The organism is Rhodohalobacter sp. 614A, from assembly GCF_021462415.1.
Lineage (GTDB): Bacteria > Bacteroidota > Rhodothermia > Balneolales > Balneolaceae > Rhodohalobacter.
On the sequence record NZ_JAKEDS010000003.1, the window covers coordinates 428,169 to 445,746 of the forward strand.

Below are 17,578 nucleotides of genomic sequence, written 5' to 3' on the forward strand. Positions count from 1 at the left end.
TTTATTTAGCAGCACTATAATTTTCTGAAACCTGATCCCAGTTTACAACATCCCAAAACGATGAAATGTAATCCGGGCGTCTGTTTTGGTAGTTCAGGTAATATGCATGCTCCCAAACATCCAGGCCAAGAATAGGTGTTCCTTGTACATCGGCTACGTCCATAAGTGGATTATCCTGGTTGGGTGTAGAGGTAATCTCCAGGTCGCCGCCGGCATTTACGATCAGCCATGCCCATCCTGAACCAAACCGGCTTCCGGCAGCTGCAGCAAATTCTTCTTTAAAAGCATCAAAAGAACCGAAGGCATTATCGATAGCTTCGGCCAGATCCCCTGTTGGAGTTCCACCGGCATTTGGCGCCAAAATACTCCAGAAAAGAGAGTGATTGTAGAATCCGCCACCGTTGTTTCTTACAGCTGTGGAATGGCTTGAAACAGAACTAAAAATATCTTCGATCGCCTGATCTTCGAGATCTGTTCCTTCTATAGCGTTATTGAATTTGGTTGTGTAACCCTGGTGGTGCTTGGTGTGATGAATTTCCATCGTTTTTGCATCAATGGAAGGTTCCAGGGCATTATAGTCATACGGAAGTTTGGGTAATTCGTAACTCATAATTGTTTGTTCTTTAGTTTCGATTCAGTTATTAAGGTAGCAAGTTTTGCTAATAAACAAAATAAATACTTTGTTTATTATGATAAATATTTCTTATCATTATTATAGATTATTTCTCCACTCTAAATACGCTTATTGATTTATTTCACATTCGCAATTAAGTATTTTATAGTGAAGTTAATGTTAAACTGCTTCTGAATATGGAAACCTATCTCCCGGAAAATGAAAAGGCGCTTGAGATTTTAAAGTATCAGGGACCTACTTCTATCTCTGGCATTGCAAGTGCTATGGGAGTTACGACCGAAGGCGCCCGGTTCCATTTATTAAAATTGGAGAAAGAAGGGCTCCTCAAATCCAGATCAGTTGCTAAAGGCAGAGGCCGCCCCAAACAAATATGGTCACTCACCCAAAAAGGCCATAACCGGTTTCCCAATACCCATGCAGAACTCACGGCCAACCTCATAAATATGATGCGTGAAACGTTGGGAGAACAAGCCGTGGACCAGGTCATAGAACGGCATCAGCAAGCCATGCGCTCCCGATACTCTCAGGAGATTGATAATACTGACAATCTTGAAAATCGCATTGCGAAATTAGCTGAAATACGTACCCGTGAAGGATATATGGCCGAGTATGAAAAAGAAGATGGCTATTTCCTATTCGTGGAAAACCACTGTCCCATTTGTTCTGCTGCCAAAGCGTGCCAGGGTTTCTGCAAGGCTGAGCTTCTCTCTTTTAATTTCGTGTTAGGGCAAGACGTTAAAGTAGAACGAACTGAACATATTGTATCGGGTGAACGGAGATGTACCTATAAAATCACCCCAAAATAACATTACCACATAGACGTCTGTCCGCTTGATTCTGTAATTTCTTCCAGGTTTGACCTCTCTAAATTGAGTAGAAATTTTTTCCTCCAAAGCCCGCCTCCGTAACCGGTCAGGGATCCGTCGCTTCCAATCACCCGGTGGCAGGGAATAATAATGGCAATGCGGTTATCGCCATTGGCAGTGGCTACAGCTCGAATAGCTTTCAGATTTCCAATAGCAATGGCCTGTTCTTTGTACGATCTGGTTTTTCCATACGGAATGGTCATCAACTGATTCCACACTTTTTGTTGAAAATCACTGCCGGGCACATCCAACGGAACTGTAAACTCTTTGCGCTTCCCATCAAAATATTCTTCTACCTCCTGTGAAGTCTGTTCCGTTATTTCGTTTGAACCGGGAACAAAAGTGGCATTGTAGTATTTTTGCAATCTTTGCAATTGGGTTTCAAGCATTCTTCGGTCAATAAATTCAAGCAGACAAAGAGCTTTTTCAGTAGTACCAATCAGCATTGGGCCAAGTGGTGTTGTGATCCGGTTTACATGGATGACGGTCGTATCCTTACCTTTTTGAACGGGTTTTCCGGTGAGCTCTTTCATTGCTTCTCTAAATCCGCTCAAAGATTCATACCCATGCTCATACGCTACCTGTGTAGTATTTTCGCCATGTTTGATTTGGCCGAGCGCATTTCCCAATCGCCTCAATCTCACATATCCATGAAAAGTAGTTCCGTGATGTTTTTTAAACCATCGGCGCAATCGGTTCGGATTAATGTCCAGTTCTTCAATATCTTCGTCCGTCCATTTTTTTGTAACATCCTCATCCACTTCACGAAGAATGGTATCAATCCAATCCGGTGTTTCTCCTTTGGCTTCCAATGGTTTGCAGCGTTTACACGGCCGATAACCAGAATCCAGTGCTTCTTTGGCGGATGAAAAAAAATCTACATTCTCCAATTTCGGTTTCCGGGCCGGGCAAGTTGGGCGGCAAAAAATCCCGGTGGTCTTTACACCCACCACAAAAATCCCTTCAAACGAGGGGTCCTTCTTCACCAATGCGTGATACATTATTTGACGTGATGGCAATTCTTCTAACATAAACTCATATATTTTTGATCTAGTTATGACCTCTGTTAAAAGGTATAACACTCAAAGAAAACATTTCCACCGATAAATTGTCATTGATTTTTTTGTTTGACGTGCATGATAAAACTTCTTTGGAATAGGTATTCTATAAACTTCGAGTGTAATCGAAGAAACAACTCCAAATGTAAGCTATACCCGAAAAACGTTATGAATCCTATCAAATCTCACACCCTGTTTATAATCGGTTTTAGTTTTTTGGCGATAGTGATATCGTCATGCAACCTCATTAATAGTGACAATAAAATTGAGGGTAATAAAGAAGGGGTTTATGAAGGTATTTATCTTCAGGGAATCGAGGATTCGTGGTTTCATCCATGTATTGATGAAGAGGAATCCTGGCGGCCACTCCTTACTGAAGAGACGTTTGCCCCCATTCGGGAGGCTCTGAGTGATGCGGAATCATATAGAGTGTTTGTGAAGGCAAAAGGCATACCCAGTAAAAAAGGCAAATACGAAGGCTGGCTTACTGAATACGACAGAGAATTTGATATTACAGAAATCATAGAAACCCGCCCAACCGATTCTGGCAAATGTCCCTAATTTAGCCGACTTTCATTAGAGGATGAAAGCTGCTTATTAGCATGAACCGAATCGACCGACTTACCGCCATTATTATTTTCCTCCAGGGACGCCAGCGAGTTTCTATTGCTGAATTGTCTGACCGATACAAAATCAGCGAGCGGACCGTCTATCGCGATTTAGTTGCTCTTCAGGAAGCAGGAGTTCCTATTGGTTCTGAACCGGGCGAGGGTTATTACATCGTAAAAGGGTATCACCTTCCTCCCGTGATGTTTAATAGACAAGAAGCTGCTTCCCTCCTGGCCGGTGAACGGCTCATGCGAAAATGGAATCAAACAGAACTGGGAAAATCGTATCTCTCCGCCCTCGATAAAATCCGGTCTATTCTTCCGCCTGATGAAAAAGAATATTTTGAAGTACTGGATGAACGGATTCAAACATTCAAATATCAGAATGTGAATTTTCCGAAACCTGATGAACGAATTTTTGGATTCTTGCAGAACGCAATTTTCAAAAAAGAAATCATCGAAATTGAATACCGCTCCCCGCATATGCAAAAAAGAACTACTCGAAAAGTTGAACCTTTGGGGCTTCTTTTGATGGGAAGCCATTGGTACCTGGCCGCCTGGTGCAGATTACGGGAAGATTACAGAATGTTTCGGCTCGACAGGTTTGATAAATTTAAAACCACCGGCATTCAAATCAGACAACCAACCGGACACTCTCTGAAGAACTTTTATGATCGGAATCTTCACCAAGAAAGAGAGCTGACAGAAGTCGTTGTCTGGTTTGAAGCAGAATATGCCAGCTATGTTGGTGATCAGAAATATTGGCATGGATGGGCATGGGAACGTTCCGTAGATGGTGGAATTGAAATGACTTTCTTAACATCATCCGTTTCGTATTTGTGCCGCTGGCTACTGATGTGGGGAAATAAAATGACCATCCAAAAATGTGATGAAGCAAAGAAAAAGATGAGAGAATTTGTGGATCAGCTTCATCAGCATCATACCTGAAAAAATATTTTCAGTACTGAGTCTCTTCATCTTTTACCAAAAATCGTACGATTAAATTAGTATCAGCTCCTATCATTCTGCTTTATATTTCTTTTTGAAATATTCAGCAACCCCGCTATCCATCTCTTCTATCGTAAGTGTCTCCTGGTTGTCTCTTTGAAGAATTCCAAAGGCAGTATCAGTATCTTTCTTTTCCGGCTGTATTGCAATTTTTCCTTCCGAATCTATATCGAAATTTAAATGATCACCCGCCTGCAAACCCAATTTATCCCTGATTTTTTTAGGTATGGTAACCTGTCCCTTTGAGGTGATTGTTGCTGTAGCCATAATTCTTACATTTCTTACTAAGAGTAAGGATATAAAACTTCAAAAAATAAAAAAGATTTACCGGAAATCAGTCTACTTTTATGTATTCATTCAAAAAATAAAATTTCTCGGACCTGTTTGACATAGGGTTGTCAGTAGCTGTTTTTACCTTGTCTTTCAACCAGTTAACACAATTTAAAAAACAATGGAAAACAACATCAAACCAAGTATCACAATTACAAAAGAGCAACTTTTACAGCATTGGCAGGGGCACAGAAGTCTCACCCGGCGAACTATTGAAGCGTTCCCTGAAGATAAACTATTTAACCATTCTATCGGCGGTATGAGACCTTTTTCTGAAATGGTTATGGAAATGATTCATATGGCTGCGCCAGGCGCTCAAGGAATCGCAACCGGTACATGGGAAAAGTTTGGAGAAGTTGCTGGTTCTGATTCCAAAAAACCTGAAACCAAACAGGAACTCCTTGAACTGTGGGACTGGAGCACCGTACAGATCAACCAATACTGGGAGCAAATTCCGGAAGGCAGGCTCCAGGAAAAAGACGTAGCTTTCGGTGCATGGGAAGGCCAAACCTGGTGGCACCTGCTTTACTTCATTGACAATGAAATTCACCATCGCGGACAAGGATATGTGTACCTTCGGTCGCTCGGAATTGAACCTCCTCATTTCTGGGAGCGGTAATTTTCCATCAATGCGGAAATGTTTTCCCGACGAAGCAATCCCCTTTTTTATCAGAAGGAGATTGCCCCGTAGGGATCCCTTCGGGGCTTCACTCCGTTCACAATGACAATTAAACATCACTCATTATGAAAAATCAAACCACAAGGAAATACGAGTATCACAATTGGGCAAACGATAGAATCTTCAATCACCTGAAAGAACTGCCGGATGCCGTATTTGACCAGGAAATCAAAAGTGTCTTTTCTTCCATAAAAGAAGTACTAATACATATCTATCAAGTAGATGCCATGTGGCTTTCGGTGATGTCTGGTGCGCCGTTTTCGCAAACCATGGAAGTGATCAAAGAGATTAAAGTAAAAAGCCAGGATCCTGACCTTGATCAAATCGTGAAGCTTTATTCTGAAAATACAGATCGCTACAAATCATTTTTTGAGGAGCAGGATGATCTGGATGCAGACATTGAAATTGAACATCCCCGATACGGAAAACTTAAAACGACTATTGCAGATTTGGTTCTGCATGTTGTAAATCACGGAACGTATCATCGGGGAAATATTACGGCGATGATTCGTCAGCAGGGACACGCCGGTGTCCCGACTGACTATATTCTGTACGTGTATGAAATGGTTTGATTAAGTGCTATCATTTGCGTTTCTGAAAACCATTTAGGATACAATGATTTACATAACACAACTGATTTTTATAAAAAAGGGAAAAGAAGAAGTTTTTCACGAATTTGAGAAGCATGCCATTCCGATCATTTCCAAATATAATGGGCGACTTTTATTAAGAATCAGGCCCAATCCTGATGAAATTATTGAGAAAGAAATGGATGCACCTTATGAAGTCCACCTGGTAGAATTCGATGCCGAATCGGATTTTGAAAACTTCAAAAAAGATGAAGAGCGAAAGAAATTTATGCATCTGAAAGAATCATCTATCCAGTCTGCTTTCATGTATAAGGGAGAAAAAATTCAATAAATTGAGCGTTCTGCTTGAATTTTAAAAGTCACATCATATTCACAATCGTCTTCAGATCAAACTCGCATTCGCAAATGTTGAGTTATCTTCCTTAACATTCAAATCCAAAACATTTTCACTTCAGGAAGGAACAAAAATCCCTGGAATCCTACTAAATAAGTGTGGTGGATAAACGATCATTCATTTCTTCCTGTTTTTGAAATGAACTGAAAAGTGTTTAGAACAGAATAGGTTAGCCTATTTGTTGTACTTTTACAAAATACGAATTACCTGATAAACTCATTTTGAGGAATCAATCATGGCTTACGAAACAATAAATCCAGCAACCGGTGAAAAAATTAAAACATTCGATGAACTTTCGGATGCTGATATAAATAAGGCAATTGAAAAAGCCGACAGCGCCTTTCAATCCTGGAAGAAAACCTCATTCTCTGAACGAGCGGAGCTGCTCAAAAAAGTAGGTGAACTTCTCAGAGATCGGAAAGAAGAACTTGGCAAACTGATGACACTGGAGATGGGGAAACCGATCAAAGAAGGAATTTCCGAAGCTGAAAAATGCGCCTGGGTTTGTGATTTTTATGCGGAGAATGCAGAGAATTTTCTATCCGAAGAACCTGTTGAATCGGATGCTTCCGAAAGTTTTCTCGCTTACAATCCGCTGGGAGTTGTCCTCGCCGTGATGCCGTGGAATTTTCCATTCTGGCAGGTCTTCCGGTTTGCCGCGCCGGCTACCATGGCTGGAAATACGGGTGTACTCAAACACGCTTCCAATGTACCGCAATGTGCAGAGGCTATCGAGAAACTCTTTACAGATGCCGGCTATCCTGAAGGCGTTTTCCAAAATCTGTTGATGAATAGCGATCAAATTCCCACCCTTTTGGAACATCCCGCGATAAAAGCAGCCACTCTTACGGGAAGTGAATATGCAGGAAGTGCCGTGGCAAAGAAAGCCGGTGAGATGATCAAGAAAACCGTTCTCGAATTAGGAGGCAGCGATCCGTATGTGGTTCTGGCGGATGCAGATCTCGAAGAAACTGCCAAAACCTGTGCGACCAGCCGAATGATTAACAGCGGACAAAGTTGCATCGCCGCAAAACGTTTTATAGTTGAAAAAAGTGTTATTGACGAGTTTACCAATCTTTTCACGAAGCAGATGAAAACATTTGAAATGGGTAATCCGTCAGATGAAAATACCAAGCTCGGGCCGATGGCTCGTGAAGATCTTCGGGATGACATCCATGAACAAGTTCAAAAAAGTATTGAAGCAGGAGCCACATGTACACTGGGTGGTGAAATTCCGGACAAAGATGGAGCTTGGTATCCGGCCACAATTTTAACGGGTGTTAAAAAAGGAATGCCCGCTTTTGATGAGGAAATTTTTGGGCCGGTTGCCGCGATTATTGAAGCAGAAGATGAAGAGCATGCCATCGAACTGGCGAACGATTCTAAATATGGTTTAGGAGCCGCGGTCTTCACTCAAGACGTAGAAAAAGGACGAAAAATTGCTGCCGAGAAATTAGAGGCCGGTTGCTGTTTTGTAAATGAGTTTGTCCGGTCTGATCCGCGATTACCTTTTGGAGGAATCAAAATGAGTGGCTACGGACGTGAACTTTCAAAACAGGGAATTCGCGAATTTGTGAATTTGAAGACGGTTTATGTAGCTTAAGTTTTGATAACACGTCAGTTTGAGCGCAGTCCCGATTGCTTTTGATCGGGACGAAGTCGAAAACTCTTTCGCTGCCATTGCAGACTTCTCGACTTCATTCCACTCTGTTCCATTGCGATTGATGTGACGGAGAGGTTCAAAGCGTCAGGTCGAGCGCAGTGAGAGAACAATGTGACCGAACGAAGGCGAGACCGAGTAGTTTTCCTCAATTCACCTCGTTGTGCTTGTCTGTGATGAAGCTTCGTAAAAAAGACACCCTACTTTGAAAAATGCCAATCCTTTTATCACATACTCATTGCTGCTTCCCTGCCTTTTTGAAAGGCTTCAGAAATAGCCGAAGTATCTAAGAAGATGATTCCAATTGTTACAAGAATTAGCCCCACCGTGAGTAATTTGAATCGGTGTTGTTTATATCGATTGAAGAAACTCATCACAGACAGAATAATTCCGCCAAAAAAACTTAAATCTATTAAAAGCCCAGTAATGAAATTTAACATGATGAAATAGTTGTTTTGAAACTTAAAATGAGATAGAATCGGTTTGTACTAATAGATAGACAATACATTTCTACAATCTTAAATACAACCTATTCCCAGACAAAGTGTTGTTTTGATTAAAAAATTAACGTCATTTTGAGCAAAGTGAGGAGAACACTGTGATCGAACAAAGACGAGACCTCGTGGTTTAGTAGCGAGGACATCTCGTCTTCGCTTCACTTCGTTACGCTGTGCTCGATGTGACGTTTGCGATTTCTTATCATACCTATACCTCAAAAAAGTCCCAACTGTTTATTCTTTGAATCTGATGGTTTACCTGAATTTGAGGATTGTTTAGATTCAATTTTTGTGATGATTGAATCTCCAATTTCAGAAATGAATCGTGACGGTTGCCTACCAACTTTCTCACCGTAAATCACTCTCTCTTTTGATGATGTGATTTGTAGTTCATCTTCGGCACGGGTCATCGCTACATAGAATAGTCGCCGTTCTTCTTCAATGTCAATTCCGTCACGATCCAATGGAGTGATTCCCTCTTCCGCTCCGACAATAAATACTACCGGAAATTCGAGTCCTTTGGCGGCGTGAAATGTCAGCAGATGAATGCCATCTGATTGGAGTCGGCCAGCATCGGTATACGGATTCAACTGCATCTGTTCGAAAAAATCTTCAACGTCTCCATCGGACTCTTCTGCCAGTTCGATCAGGGTTTCTTTCTTCAGAGAATCTGGATCGGAGAGTTTCTCATCAGGTAAATAATGATCACAAATTTTCACTATAGCTTCTGCGATTTTCTCACTCCCAAGACTTTCAGAAATTGATTTGAAAACCGTTTTTAAATCTTCCAGATCAGCCTTCAAATCTTCATCCAGAAGCTCCTCGAAATCACTTCCAAAAAGAGTCGCTTCATCCGTATTTAATGACTTGATCAACGACTGAATTTGAGACTGATTCCAATTGTAATTTTCCTCTAAAAGTTCACTCAATATGATGGAGTCATCTGGGTTCAAACATAGCTTCAAAAGATGACTCACAATGGTAAATGGAGGCTCAGAAAGAAAGGAACTTCCATCACCATAATGAACCGGAATTCCTGATTTCAAAACAGACTTAAAAATAGCTTCGCCGACCGAGTGTGTTCGGAATAAAATGGCTATATCATTGAAGCCATAACTGTATTCGGAATCGGTATGTTTGCCCGACGTCAGACTCTCGGTTCCGCCTACATATTTGTTGATTTGATCCAGTATAAAATCAGCCTCTTTAAATGGATTTCCAGCTTCATGTACAGATATCAAGCCTTCAGATTTTTTATCTGGAATTATTTTAAGTCCACTCTTTAATTTATTGTTGATGATTAGGTTATAAGATCCATTTATAATTTTTTTAGACGATCTGTAATTCCTGATCAGTGAAATTTCATTCGCCTGAAAATCATCCAAAAATTCAAAAAAGAGATTTACATCTGAGCCACGAAATCCATAAATCGACTGGTCGGCATCGCCGATTGCGAGAACGGTTTGATTCTTTCCCAACAAGCTAATCAGTTCGTACTGAATGGGATTAATATCCTGGAATTCATCAACTGCCAAAACCCGATATTTGCGCCTTATTGTATTCAGAAATACCGGCTCTTCACGTAGCTTTTCGACAAGCATTCGTATTAATCCTGAAAGGTCAACTGCCCCTCTTTTCTCGCAGTATTTTTTGTACTGATTAATCATCGACAAGCTCTCTTTTGATACCGGTTTTCCAAGTTCCAGATAAGCCACTAAATCATCGTTCAAGCTACTTAAATCAGCCCGTTTCAAATCGGGAAATAGCATCCGCAAAATCATTCGTCGATTGGAAGAATCGTAGAGTGTATCAAGTCTGGAATTGAACTCTCGAAGCCATCTCCAGGCAAGTGCATGAAACGTTCCCGCGGCAATCTTTTTTGCTTGATCTCCGATCCGTTTGACTAATCGATTTCGTAATTCATCTGCCGATTTATTCGTAAACGTGACCGCCACAATTTCACCTGGTTTCGCATTGCCAGATTCTATTTGATGAACCAGCCATTCGATCAACGTATGCGTTTTTCCTGTTCCCGGTCCGGCCTTCACAAGTGTTGCGCCGGTCAGTGCCTTTCGAACTTTTTCCTGTTCTTTATTCAGACCGGATGACTCCACTCTCTCCTCTTCTGTCTCCTCCCATTCAATCTTTGACTCGGCCACTTTCGATTCTTTTTCCACCCGATATTCATCCAGACCAAAAAATCCCATCTGCCCCCGGATGCGATCGATCTCTCCTTCTTTGAACACTTTGATCTCACCAAAAACACCATCAAACCCAGGGTTCCGGGTCACTTCATTTGTTCGGATTCTTCGCACCGCCTCGGCCAGAACAGGCCCTCCTCCTTTTTGAATATCCTCGACAGGTATTTCTCGCATCAGATCAAACTCATTCCCAAAGGTAGAAATCACCTTTTGAAATTCTCTGGTAACCGTCTTGGTCTTTGGGCCGACTCCCTCAATTTCGCCTAACACTTCCGGCAAAGGAATGATGTATTCAAAACCTGAGCTCTTTATCGTCTCATCCCGATCCGCCAGCTCTTCCACTCTGTGAAGAACACCAACGGTCAATGGCTTTCCACAAACCGGACAGATATCGTTGTACTTTTCAGTCTCTTTCGGATCAAACGAAATCCCACATTTCCGGTGCCCATCATGATGATATTTTCCTTCCTCGGGATAAAATTCGTATGTCGCGGACAATCCAATACCTGATTTGAAAGCCTCGAACATGGCATCGTAGCTGAGTTCAGTATTCAGCAAATTCGCTTCCCGCCCGAGTTTGGATGGAGAGTGTGCATCGGAGTTGGAAATGAGTGTAAACCGATCCAGGCCGCTGACTTTTCCATTCATTGCAGGATCAGAAGAAAGTCCGGTTTCAATTGCAAAAATGTGATCCGTTAAATCCCGAAAGCAAGCGTCTATGCTATCATAGCCGGCTTTTGAACCAAGAGTAGAAAACCACGGTGTCCAGACATGAGCCGGAATCAAGTAAGCCCGATCCGAAGTCTCCAAGACAATCTCCAGAAGATCTCTTGACGGCAATCCTAAAATCGGTCGACCATCAGCTTCCAGATTTCCAATTGTAGACAGTTTATGATTAATTCGAGCCACAGTCTCCAAATTCGGCGCATAAACCAGATTGTGATTCTTCCGAACCCGATCGCCATGTTTATAGATTGAACTGATTTCTGTGGTCAGGCAAAATCGCACATCAATATCATGCGTTTTGATGCCCGGAATCGCAGGATCTTTGGGCGGATCCTTCAGAATAAAAAAACCATTCCCATCCGGTTGAAGTTTTTCCTTCAGCTCGGCAAACCACTCCGGATGGGTAAAATCGCCGGTACCAACCACGTTAATTCCTTTAATCTTCGCCCACTGATAAAGGGATTCGAGATTCAGGTCTTTACTGGTAGCCCGGGAGTAATGAGAATGTACGTGCAGATCGGCAATATACCGCATAATTTCGCGTGATTTTATCTACACGAAAATGGGTATTGGATCATAAAGTTACAAATCTCTTTGGGCTTAATTTTCTGAAAATGAATAGTCCGTATATCCCTTTTCGTCTGCTGAATAAAATGTACTTTTATCGGGTTGATTAAGTGGAATCTCCTCTTTGAACCTTCTCGGCAGATCCGGATTTGAGATAAACGGAACCCCAAATGAAACAAGATCTGCGCGTCCACTTTCCAAAACCTCTTCGGCAGATTCGCGATTGTAACCACCGTTGGCAATCACCAGGTTATTAAATTGCTCACGAATACGGCTTAACAATTCCGGACCTTTCTCCTGATTTCTGGACGCAGCTTCAACCAAATGAATGTATGCGATATCGAGTTTATTCAATTCTTCTGTTAGCCTCACGTATGTATCAAATGTCTCATCATACGCCGGCATGTCGTTAAATGTATTATATGGCGAAAGCCTGATTCCTGTTTTATTTGTCCCAATGGCGTTTGCAACAGATTCTGCCACTTCAACAACAAACCGGATTCTGTTCTCGATACTGCCTCCATATTGATCCGTTCTGACATTCACTTCCGGATTCAAAAACTGTTCAAGCAGGTATCCATTTGCCCCGTGCAGTTCCACTCCGTCAAATCCGGCCCTAATGGCATTTTTTGCCGCTACGGCAAACTCATCGATGGTTTTCCTGATTTCGTCTTCGGACATTGCTTCAGGTTCAGGTAATGGCTGCATTCCTGATTCATCCGTCCACATATCAGCATTCGCACGAACCGCTGATGCCCCTACCACTTTTGCACTATCCGGCAGATTTGCAGGATGAGTAATTCTCCCGGTATGCATAAGCTGCATAAAAATCTTACCACCTTTAGTGTGAACTGCATCGGCAATCCTTGTCCAGCCATTTACCTGCTCATTATTATAAACTCCCGGGATTCTGGCATATCCCAACCCATTAGGTGAGGGCGCCACGCCTTCAGAAATAATCAACCCTGCCGATGCACGCTGACCATAATAAGTAGCCATTAAATCATTCGGAATGGCTCCTATCGCTCTGGATCGTGTCATTGGCGCCATTGCAATTCGGTTACTTAATTCAAGATTTTCAGTTTTTAACGGTTCAAAAAGTGAGACTTGAGTTTTAATTTCCATAATAAGTGTTATGACTTAATTTGTTCAAACAAATGTTAATAAAAAAAATTACTGCCTTAGCTTCTCCAGCAAACTTGAAAGTTGATCGGCTTCCGCATCAGACAGATTTTTCAAAAATTGATTATGCCTTTTCAGTATCGGCTCCATTGAATCTAAAAGATCCAAACCCTGTTGAGTGATCGTTAATTGTACTTCCCGTCTGTTCAGTTCATTGACAGATCGTTCGATTAATCCTTTTTTAATGAGCCGGTCACTCAGCCGGGTGAGGTCAGGATTTTTGTCCAACATCACCTCTTTTACTTCGCCACAACAAGCAGGCTTACCTTTTCTTCCCCGCAGGATTCTCAAAACATTATACTGCTGAGATGTAATTTCAAACTGCTTAAATGCCTGATTTACCTGATCTGTCAATTGATTATAGGTATAAATCATATTCATCCACGCTTTTGCCTGCGGACTATCAAAATTTCGCTGTTGTATGGCATCCTCAATTTTCATGAATCAATAGTACATTATTTCATAGTTAAAACAAAATTTGTTGTAACAAATAAATGATTTGTACCCAACATACTATCTAAGAAAAATTTTTATTTGCGTAACTATACGGTTACATATATATTCGTAACCAACCAGTTACTTATTTAACTTTGCAATCTATGCAGCGAGATGTATTCCAGGCCATAGCGGATCCCACACGACGAGAAATTATTGATTTGATTGCCAATCAATCTCTCCCGGTGAATGAAGTAGCCGACCATTTTGAAATCAGCCGACCGGCCATCTCCAAACACATCAAAATTTTGGATGAGTGTGGGCTTGTAGTTATTCAAAAAAAAGGACGAAAACGATACTGCAGAGCCGATGTGAGGAAACTCAAAAGAGTATCGGACTGGGCGAGTAAATACCAGAAGTTTTGGACCCAAAAACTGGATGCCCTTGAAGCATTATTGGATGAAGAAAACAACACATAATTTTGATCCGTGACCCAAAAAGATAAACTTATCGCTACATCTGAAATGCTTATCCGAAAACCGGTTCATGAGGTTTTTGAAGCCCTGGCAAATCCCGAAATTACATCAAAGTTTTGGTTTACTGAGGGAAGCTCAAAACTTGAAGCCGGCAAAACTGTGGAATGGACATGGGGACAGTTTGGATTTGCCGCCACCATCCACGTTACTGAGATGAAAGAACATCAACTCATTCAATTCCAGTGGCCGAGCGGTGAAAACGAATCGGATGTAAGAACCGTCGATATTTACTTTGAACCCAAACCTGACAAGACGACTTTTGTTCGAGTCGTAGAAAGAGGATTTGATTCCAAAAATGCACATTTAATCGAAGAGATTGCTGGACAAACTGAAGGCTGGGCGTTGGTACTATCAAATATGAAAGCTTTCCTGGAGTTTGGAATTAACCTGAACCTGATCAATGATCACAAACCTAATGAATAATCCTCCGCGTGTAGAAATTATCAAGCCGTTCAATACCGAACCGGGAAAGGTTTTCGATGCCTGGCTGGATACAAATATGCTTAGCAAGTGGATGTTCGGCCCGGATATCCGCGAGGAAGAGATCATCAAACTGGAAAACAATCCACAAAAAGGCGGGAAATTTTCCTACGTAGTAAAACGGGATGGTGAGGAAATAAATCATGTGGGAACCTACCGAAAAGTTCAGCGGCCAGACCTGCTGATTTTTACCTGGGGTGTGAATGTTGAAGCTGGCGATGAAAGTATTGTAACCATCAAAATTGAGCCAACCCAAACCGGATGCCGATTAACACTTGTACATGAAATGGATCCAAAATGGAAGGAATATACGGAGCGTACAAAAGCCGGCTGGACATATATGCTTGAAATACTGCAACGATATTTTTTCTAAACCTTCAAGATCAAAAAATGCTGATATCATGAATTCAGAAAAGACAAAACATCGAATTTATACCATGAGCTTTGCAAGTGTCTATCCCCATTATGTGGCCAAGGCAGAGAAAAAAGATCGCACGAAAGAGGAAGTGGATGAAATAATTCGATGGCTAACGGGATACAGCCAAAAAGAATTGGAAACCCTGCTGGAAAATCAGACGGATTTCGAGACATTTTTCGAAGAAGCTCCCAAAATGAATCCTTCACGATCGTTAATCAAAGGTGTGGTTTGTGGTGTTCGGGTTGAAGACATCAAAGAACCGACGATGCGGGAAATTCGCTATCTGGATAAGATGATTGACGAATTAGCAAGAGGAAAAACGATGGACAAAATTTTACGGGATTAGAAACTTTGAAGCTCTGTTCTACCTTCGGCATGGAAACAGAAACTCGAGAAATAAGCAAAGGAACTATCCAAAAAAATCCTGAGAATTCCTGGGAATACGATTAAACAACTCCAAATAATTACACGTGATGAGTGATAAAATTACCACTTTTTTGATGTTTGAAGGAAATGCAGAAGAAGCCATTACCTTCTATATATCACTGTTCGACGATTCTGAAATTCTGAATATTCACCGCTACGGAGCCAATGAAGCCGGACCCGAAGGCACGATTGCACAAGCTGAATTCACTCTTGCCGGGCGGAAGTACAAAACCATCGACAGCCCCATTAATCACGCATTTAGTTTTACTCCCGCTGTTTCTCTTTTTGTGGAGTGTGATACAGAAGACGAACTGGACCGTTTGTTCAAAGAGCTTAGCAAAGATGGCGAGGTATTAATGCCGCTGGACAATTATGGATTCAGCACTAAATACGGCTGGGTGAATGACAGATTTGGTGTATCCTGGCAATTAAATCTAAACTAAACAGCTAAACATATGGACAGACCCTTTGGCACATTTCCACAACCGGAAACCCTTCGTTTTGAACGGCTTGTATCCGGACCTATTGAACGAGTCTGGGATTATTTGACGAAATCTGAATTAAAAGCCAAATGGCTTTCAGCGGGTGATGTAGAACCGAAAGTAGGCGGAAAAGTTTTGCAAAAATTTCATCATAAAGACTTATGCGAAAAAGACAATCCGATTCCAGACAAGTACAAAACAATGGAAGATGGCACCTATTTTGAGGGGCGTGTACTGAAGTGGAATCCTCCAACTCTTTTAAGCTACACCTGGGGTGAGGAAACCGGAGACGAATCCCTGGTTACGTTTGAACTTATCCCGAAAGAGAATGACAAAGTATTGCTGATTTTAACCCATCAAAAATTGGGCGGAGACAGAAATATACTCATTGGCGTTGCCGCCGGTTGGCATACACATCTTGGAATTCTTGTTGATCGTTTAGCCGCCAAAGAACCAAAGGGTTTTTGGGAAGTTCATATGAAAATGGAAGCAGAATATTCGAAGAGGATTTGATGTAGAATGTGAAGCAGAGCTTCGAGGCGTGTGTTCCGCAGCAAAGCTGCGGAACAAGTTTTATGGATGGGTATTCTGCAGCAGAGCTGCGGAACAAGATTAACATCATCTTTCGAGGTGAATGCCGTTGAAGTCATCAAAACGGGCTACAATTCCCCAGCCGTAGAAAAAGTTAGACACGCCTATCATTAGCTCATTTTTTCCTTTATTCAGTGGAATGGTAATCGTGCTGTTATCTAATGATAATCGTCCATTTGGATTTTTTGAAATTGGAGTTGCAAACAGGTTTTTATCCAGATAAAGAGGTGCTCCGTTGATAGTTACCCACACTTCATCGCTGAAACCGAGGCGAAGTGTCTTCTGCTGGGTTTCTTCGGAATCGATAGTCGTTTTCAGCCAAACCATTCTTCTGGCATCCGTTTTTATTCCATATTTTCTGGTTAGATTTACAAGCCCTTTCCGCTCAGCCGTAATCACCTCCCATGAAGTCATGTCGCCAGGGGCATATTCATTTTTAAAATCTACATTTTCTTCCATGGCAATCGGCCTGGTCACATGCCATTTTCGAATGTATCGCGAATCGTTTTCTTCCACATCCATTCCGGGGCGTGAGGACAATCCCTCAACCTGATCATGCCGAACCTTCAAATTGGATACCATCATCGTTCCCTGAAACGCCAATGTCCCGTGACTGGAATCCCCTTCCAGGTATGGAACTTGCAAAGCCGGATGTTCCATATCGTTTACATACGCGAGCATTTGTTTTCCTGAAACAATCAATTTCACGTGATTCCACTGATCAATCTCATAATTTGCATTGGATTGATAATGGTACATCAGATCCCAAAGATTCACACTTTTAACGGTGGGTGCATATTGAATGGCATTTCCCGCATCCGGATTCCCGGCCCCTGGCGTTCGAAAATAGAAGCATTCATTTTCTGAACTATCCTCAAACCTGAAATAGAAGGAAGCAAAACCGGCATCCGAAAACTGAATATCAAACTCAATCGTCCCATCTTCAAAATCGAAATCCTTTACTGTAACAAGTTCACCGCCTGTGACTTTTAATACGGGCCTTGAATCGTATTCGATAAATTCTGCGGCTCCGGAAGCAAAATCCCATACATCAGCGTTCAAGTCTATATTAACAGTCTGCTGGGCAAAGGATGGCGTTTGAATCAGTACAATGAACAGGAAAAATAGATATACTTTTTTCATGGCAACTTTCTCAATACGGTTGGGTTTTAATGTCTACAGAAAGTTGGTGTACTTCAGTACGGATAAA

21 protein-coding genes are annotated in these 17,578 nt (G+C 41.7%); 13 read left to right on the forward strand and 8 right to left on the reverse strand.

The genetic code is table 11. The annotated features are described in order from the left end of the window. Position 1: 1 nt before the first annotated feature. On the reverse strand, positions 2–610 hold the full coding sequence (locus tag L0B18_RS15690; RefSeq protein ID WP_234572745.1) for a superoxide dismutase: 609 nt from the start codon (positions 608–610) through the stop codon (positions 2–4). 200 nt (positions 611–810) lie between these two features. On the opposite strand from L0B18_RS15690, the gene L0B18_RS15695 reads away from it, so the two are divergent. Further along, positions 811–1,440: a helix-turn-helix transcriptional regulator gene (locus tag L0B18_RS15695; RefSeq protein WP_234572746.1), complete on the forward strand. Its 630-nt coding sequence runs from the start codon at positions 811–813 to the stop codon at positions 1,438–1,440. A 2-nt stretch (positions 1,441–1,442) separates the two neighbouring features. Here the strand turns inward: L0B18_RS15695 and L0B18_RS15700 are convergent, their stop codons facing one another. Beyond that, complete coding sequence (locus L0B18_RS15700) at positions 1,443–2,531, reverse strand: bifunctional transcriptional activator/DNA repair enzyme AdaA (protein WP_234572747.1); 1,089 nt, start codon at positions 2,529–2,531, stop codon at positions 1,443–1,445. 195 nt (positions 2,532–2,726) lie between these two features. On the opposite strand from L0B18_RS15700, the gene L0B18_RS15705 reads away from it, so the two are divergent. Together L0B18_RS15705 and L0B18_RS15710 are read left to right on the forward strand one after the other, a co-directional pair. Next, positions 2,727–3,119: a hypothetical protein gene (locus L0B18_RS15705; RefSeq protein ID WP_234572748.1), complete on the forward strand. Its 393-nt coding sequence runs from the start codon at positions 2,727–2,729 to the stop codon at positions 3,117–3,119. Between the two features lie 41 nt (positions 3,120–3,160). Next, positions 3,161–4,114: a helix-turn-helix transcriptional regulator gene (locus tag L0B18_RS15710; RefSeq protein ID WP_234572749.1), complete on the forward strand. Its 954-nt coding sequence runs from the start codon at positions 3,161–3,163 to the stop codon at positions 4,112–4,114. 72 nt (positions 4,115–4,186) lie between these two features. Here L0B18_RS15710 and L0B18_RS15715 read toward each other — a convergent pair whose 3' ends face one another. Then, positions 4,187–4,441 (reverse strand): AbrB/MazE/SpoVT family DNA-binding domain-containing protein, encoded by a 255-nt coding sequence (locus tag L0B18_RS15715; RefSeq protein ID WP_234572750.1) that lies wholly within the window; start codon positions 4,439–4,441, stop codon positions 4,187–4,189. 184 nt (positions 4,442–4,625) lie between these two features. On the opposite strand from L0B18_RS15715, the gene L0B18_RS15720 reads away from it, so the two are divergent. From L0B18_RS15720 to L0B18_RS15735, 4 genes are all read left to right on the forward strand, one after another. After that, entirely contained in the window at positions 4,626–5,123 is a 498-nt protein-coding gene (locus L0B18_RS15720; RefSeq protein WP_234572751.1) for a DinB family protein, read from the forward strand. Between the two features lie 125 nt (positions 5,124–5,248). Further along, a complete protein-coding gene (locus L0B18_RS15725; protein ID WP_234572752.1) occupies positions 5,249–5,755 on the forward strand; it encodes a DinB family protein in 507 nt (168 codons plus the stop codon). Positions 5,756–5,798: 43 nt separating this feature from the next. After that, positions 5,799–6,104, forward strand: coding sequence for a hypothetical protein (locus L0B18_RS15730; RefSeq protein WP_234572753.1), 306 nt, complete (start codon positions 5,799–5,801; stop codon positions 6,102–6,104). Positions 6,105–6,402: 298 nt separating this feature from the next. Then, positions 6,403–7,770, forward strand: coding sequence for an NAD-dependent succinate-semialdehyde dehydrogenase (locus L0B18_RS15735; protein WP_234572754.1), 1,368 nt, complete (start codon positions 6,403–6,405; stop codon positions 7,768–7,770). 284 nt (positions 7,771–8,054) lie between these two features. On the opposite strand, the gene L0B18_RS15740 is transcribed toward L0B18_RS15735, so the two are convergent. The 4 genes from L0B18_RS15740 to L0B18_RS15755 all read right to left on the reverse strand — a co-directional run bounded on the left by L0B18_RS15740 (position 8,055) and on the right by L0B18_RS15755 (position 13,441). Beyond that, positions 8,055–8,267 carry a hypothetical protein gene (locus L0B18_RS15740; protein ID WP_234572755.1) on the reverse strand — a complete coding sequence of 71 codons (213 nt, stop codon included), beginning with the start codon at positions 8,265–8,267 and terminating at the stop codon, positions 8,055–8,057. A gap of 272 nt (positions 8,268–8,539) precedes the next feature. Then, complete coding sequence (locus L0B18_RS15745; RefSeq protein WP_234572756.1) at positions 8,540–11,785, reverse strand: UvrD-helicase domain-containing protein; 3,246 nt, start codon at positions 11,783–11,785, stop codon at positions 8,540–8,542. Between the two features lie 66 nt (positions 11,786–11,851). Then, a complete protein-coding gene (locus L0B18_RS15750) occupies positions 11,852–12,943 on the reverse strand; it encodes an alkene reductase (RefSeq protein WP_234572757.1) in 1,092 nt (363 codons plus the stop codon). Between the two features lie 48 nt (positions 12,944–12,991). After that, positions 12,992–13,441 (reverse strand): MarR family winged helix-turn-helix transcriptional regulator, encoded by a 450-nt coding sequence (locus L0B18_RS15755; protein ID WP_234572758.1) that lies wholly within the window; start codon positions 13,439–13,441, stop codon positions 12,992–12,994. Between the two features lie 158 nt (positions 13,442–13,599). Here L0B18_RS15755 and L0B18_RS15760 point away from each other — a divergent pair, with 158 nt between their 5' ends. The 6 genes from L0B18_RS15760 (at position 13,600) to L0B18_RS15785 (ending at position 16,290) form a co-directional block, all read left to right on the forward strand. Continuing rightward, the gene (locus L0B18_RS15760) at positions 13,600–13,914 is read left to right on the forward strand and encodes an ArsR/SmtB family transcription factor (RefSeq protein ID WP_234572759.1); all 315 of its coding nucleotides are present in this window, start codon (positions 13,600–13,602) and stop codon (positions 13,912–13,914) included. Between the two features lie 9 nt (positions 13,915–13,923). Continuing rightward, positions 13,924–14,394 (forward strand): SRPBCC domain-containing protein, encoded by a 471-nt coding sequence (locus L0B18_RS15765; protein ID WP_234572760.1) that lies wholly within the window; start codon positions 13,924–13,926, stop codon positions 14,392–14,394. Further along, a complete protein-coding gene (locus L0B18_RS15770) occupies positions 14,372–14,824 on the forward strand; it encodes an SRPBCC family protein (RefSeq protein WP_234572761.1) in 453 nt (150 codons plus the stop codon). Before L0B18_RS15765 ends, L0B18_RS15770 begins: the two co-directional genes overlap by 23 nt. A gap of 28 nt (positions 14,825–14,852) precedes the next feature. Then, positions 14,853–15,215 (forward strand): DUF2200 domain-containing protein, encoded by a 363-nt coding sequence (locus L0B18_RS15775; RefSeq protein ID WP_234572762.1) that lies wholly within the window; start codon positions 14,853–14,855, stop codon positions 15,213–15,215. Positions 15,216–15,342: 127 nt separating this feature from the next. Further along, positions 15,343–15,738, forward strand: a complete 396-nt coding sequence (locus tag L0B18_RS15780) for a VOC family protein (protein WP_234572763.1) — start codon at positions 15,343–15,345, stop codon at positions 15,736–15,738. Positions 15,739–15,750: 12 nt separating this feature from the next. After that, positions 15,751–16,290: an SRPBCC family protein gene (locus L0B18_RS15785; RefSeq protein WP_234572764.1), complete on the forward strand. Its 540-nt coding sequence runs from the start codon at positions 15,751–15,753 to the stop codon at positions 16,288–16,290. Between the two features lie 105 nt (positions 16,291–16,395). Here L0B18_RS15785 and L0B18_RS15790 read toward each other — a convergent pair whose 3' ends face one another. Next, entirely contained in the window at positions 16,396–17,511 is a 1,116-nt protein-coding gene (locus tag L0B18_RS15790; protein WP_234572765.1) for a DUF1080 domain-containing protein, read from the reverse strand. Between the last annotated feature and the right edge of the window lie 67 nt (positions 17,512–17,578).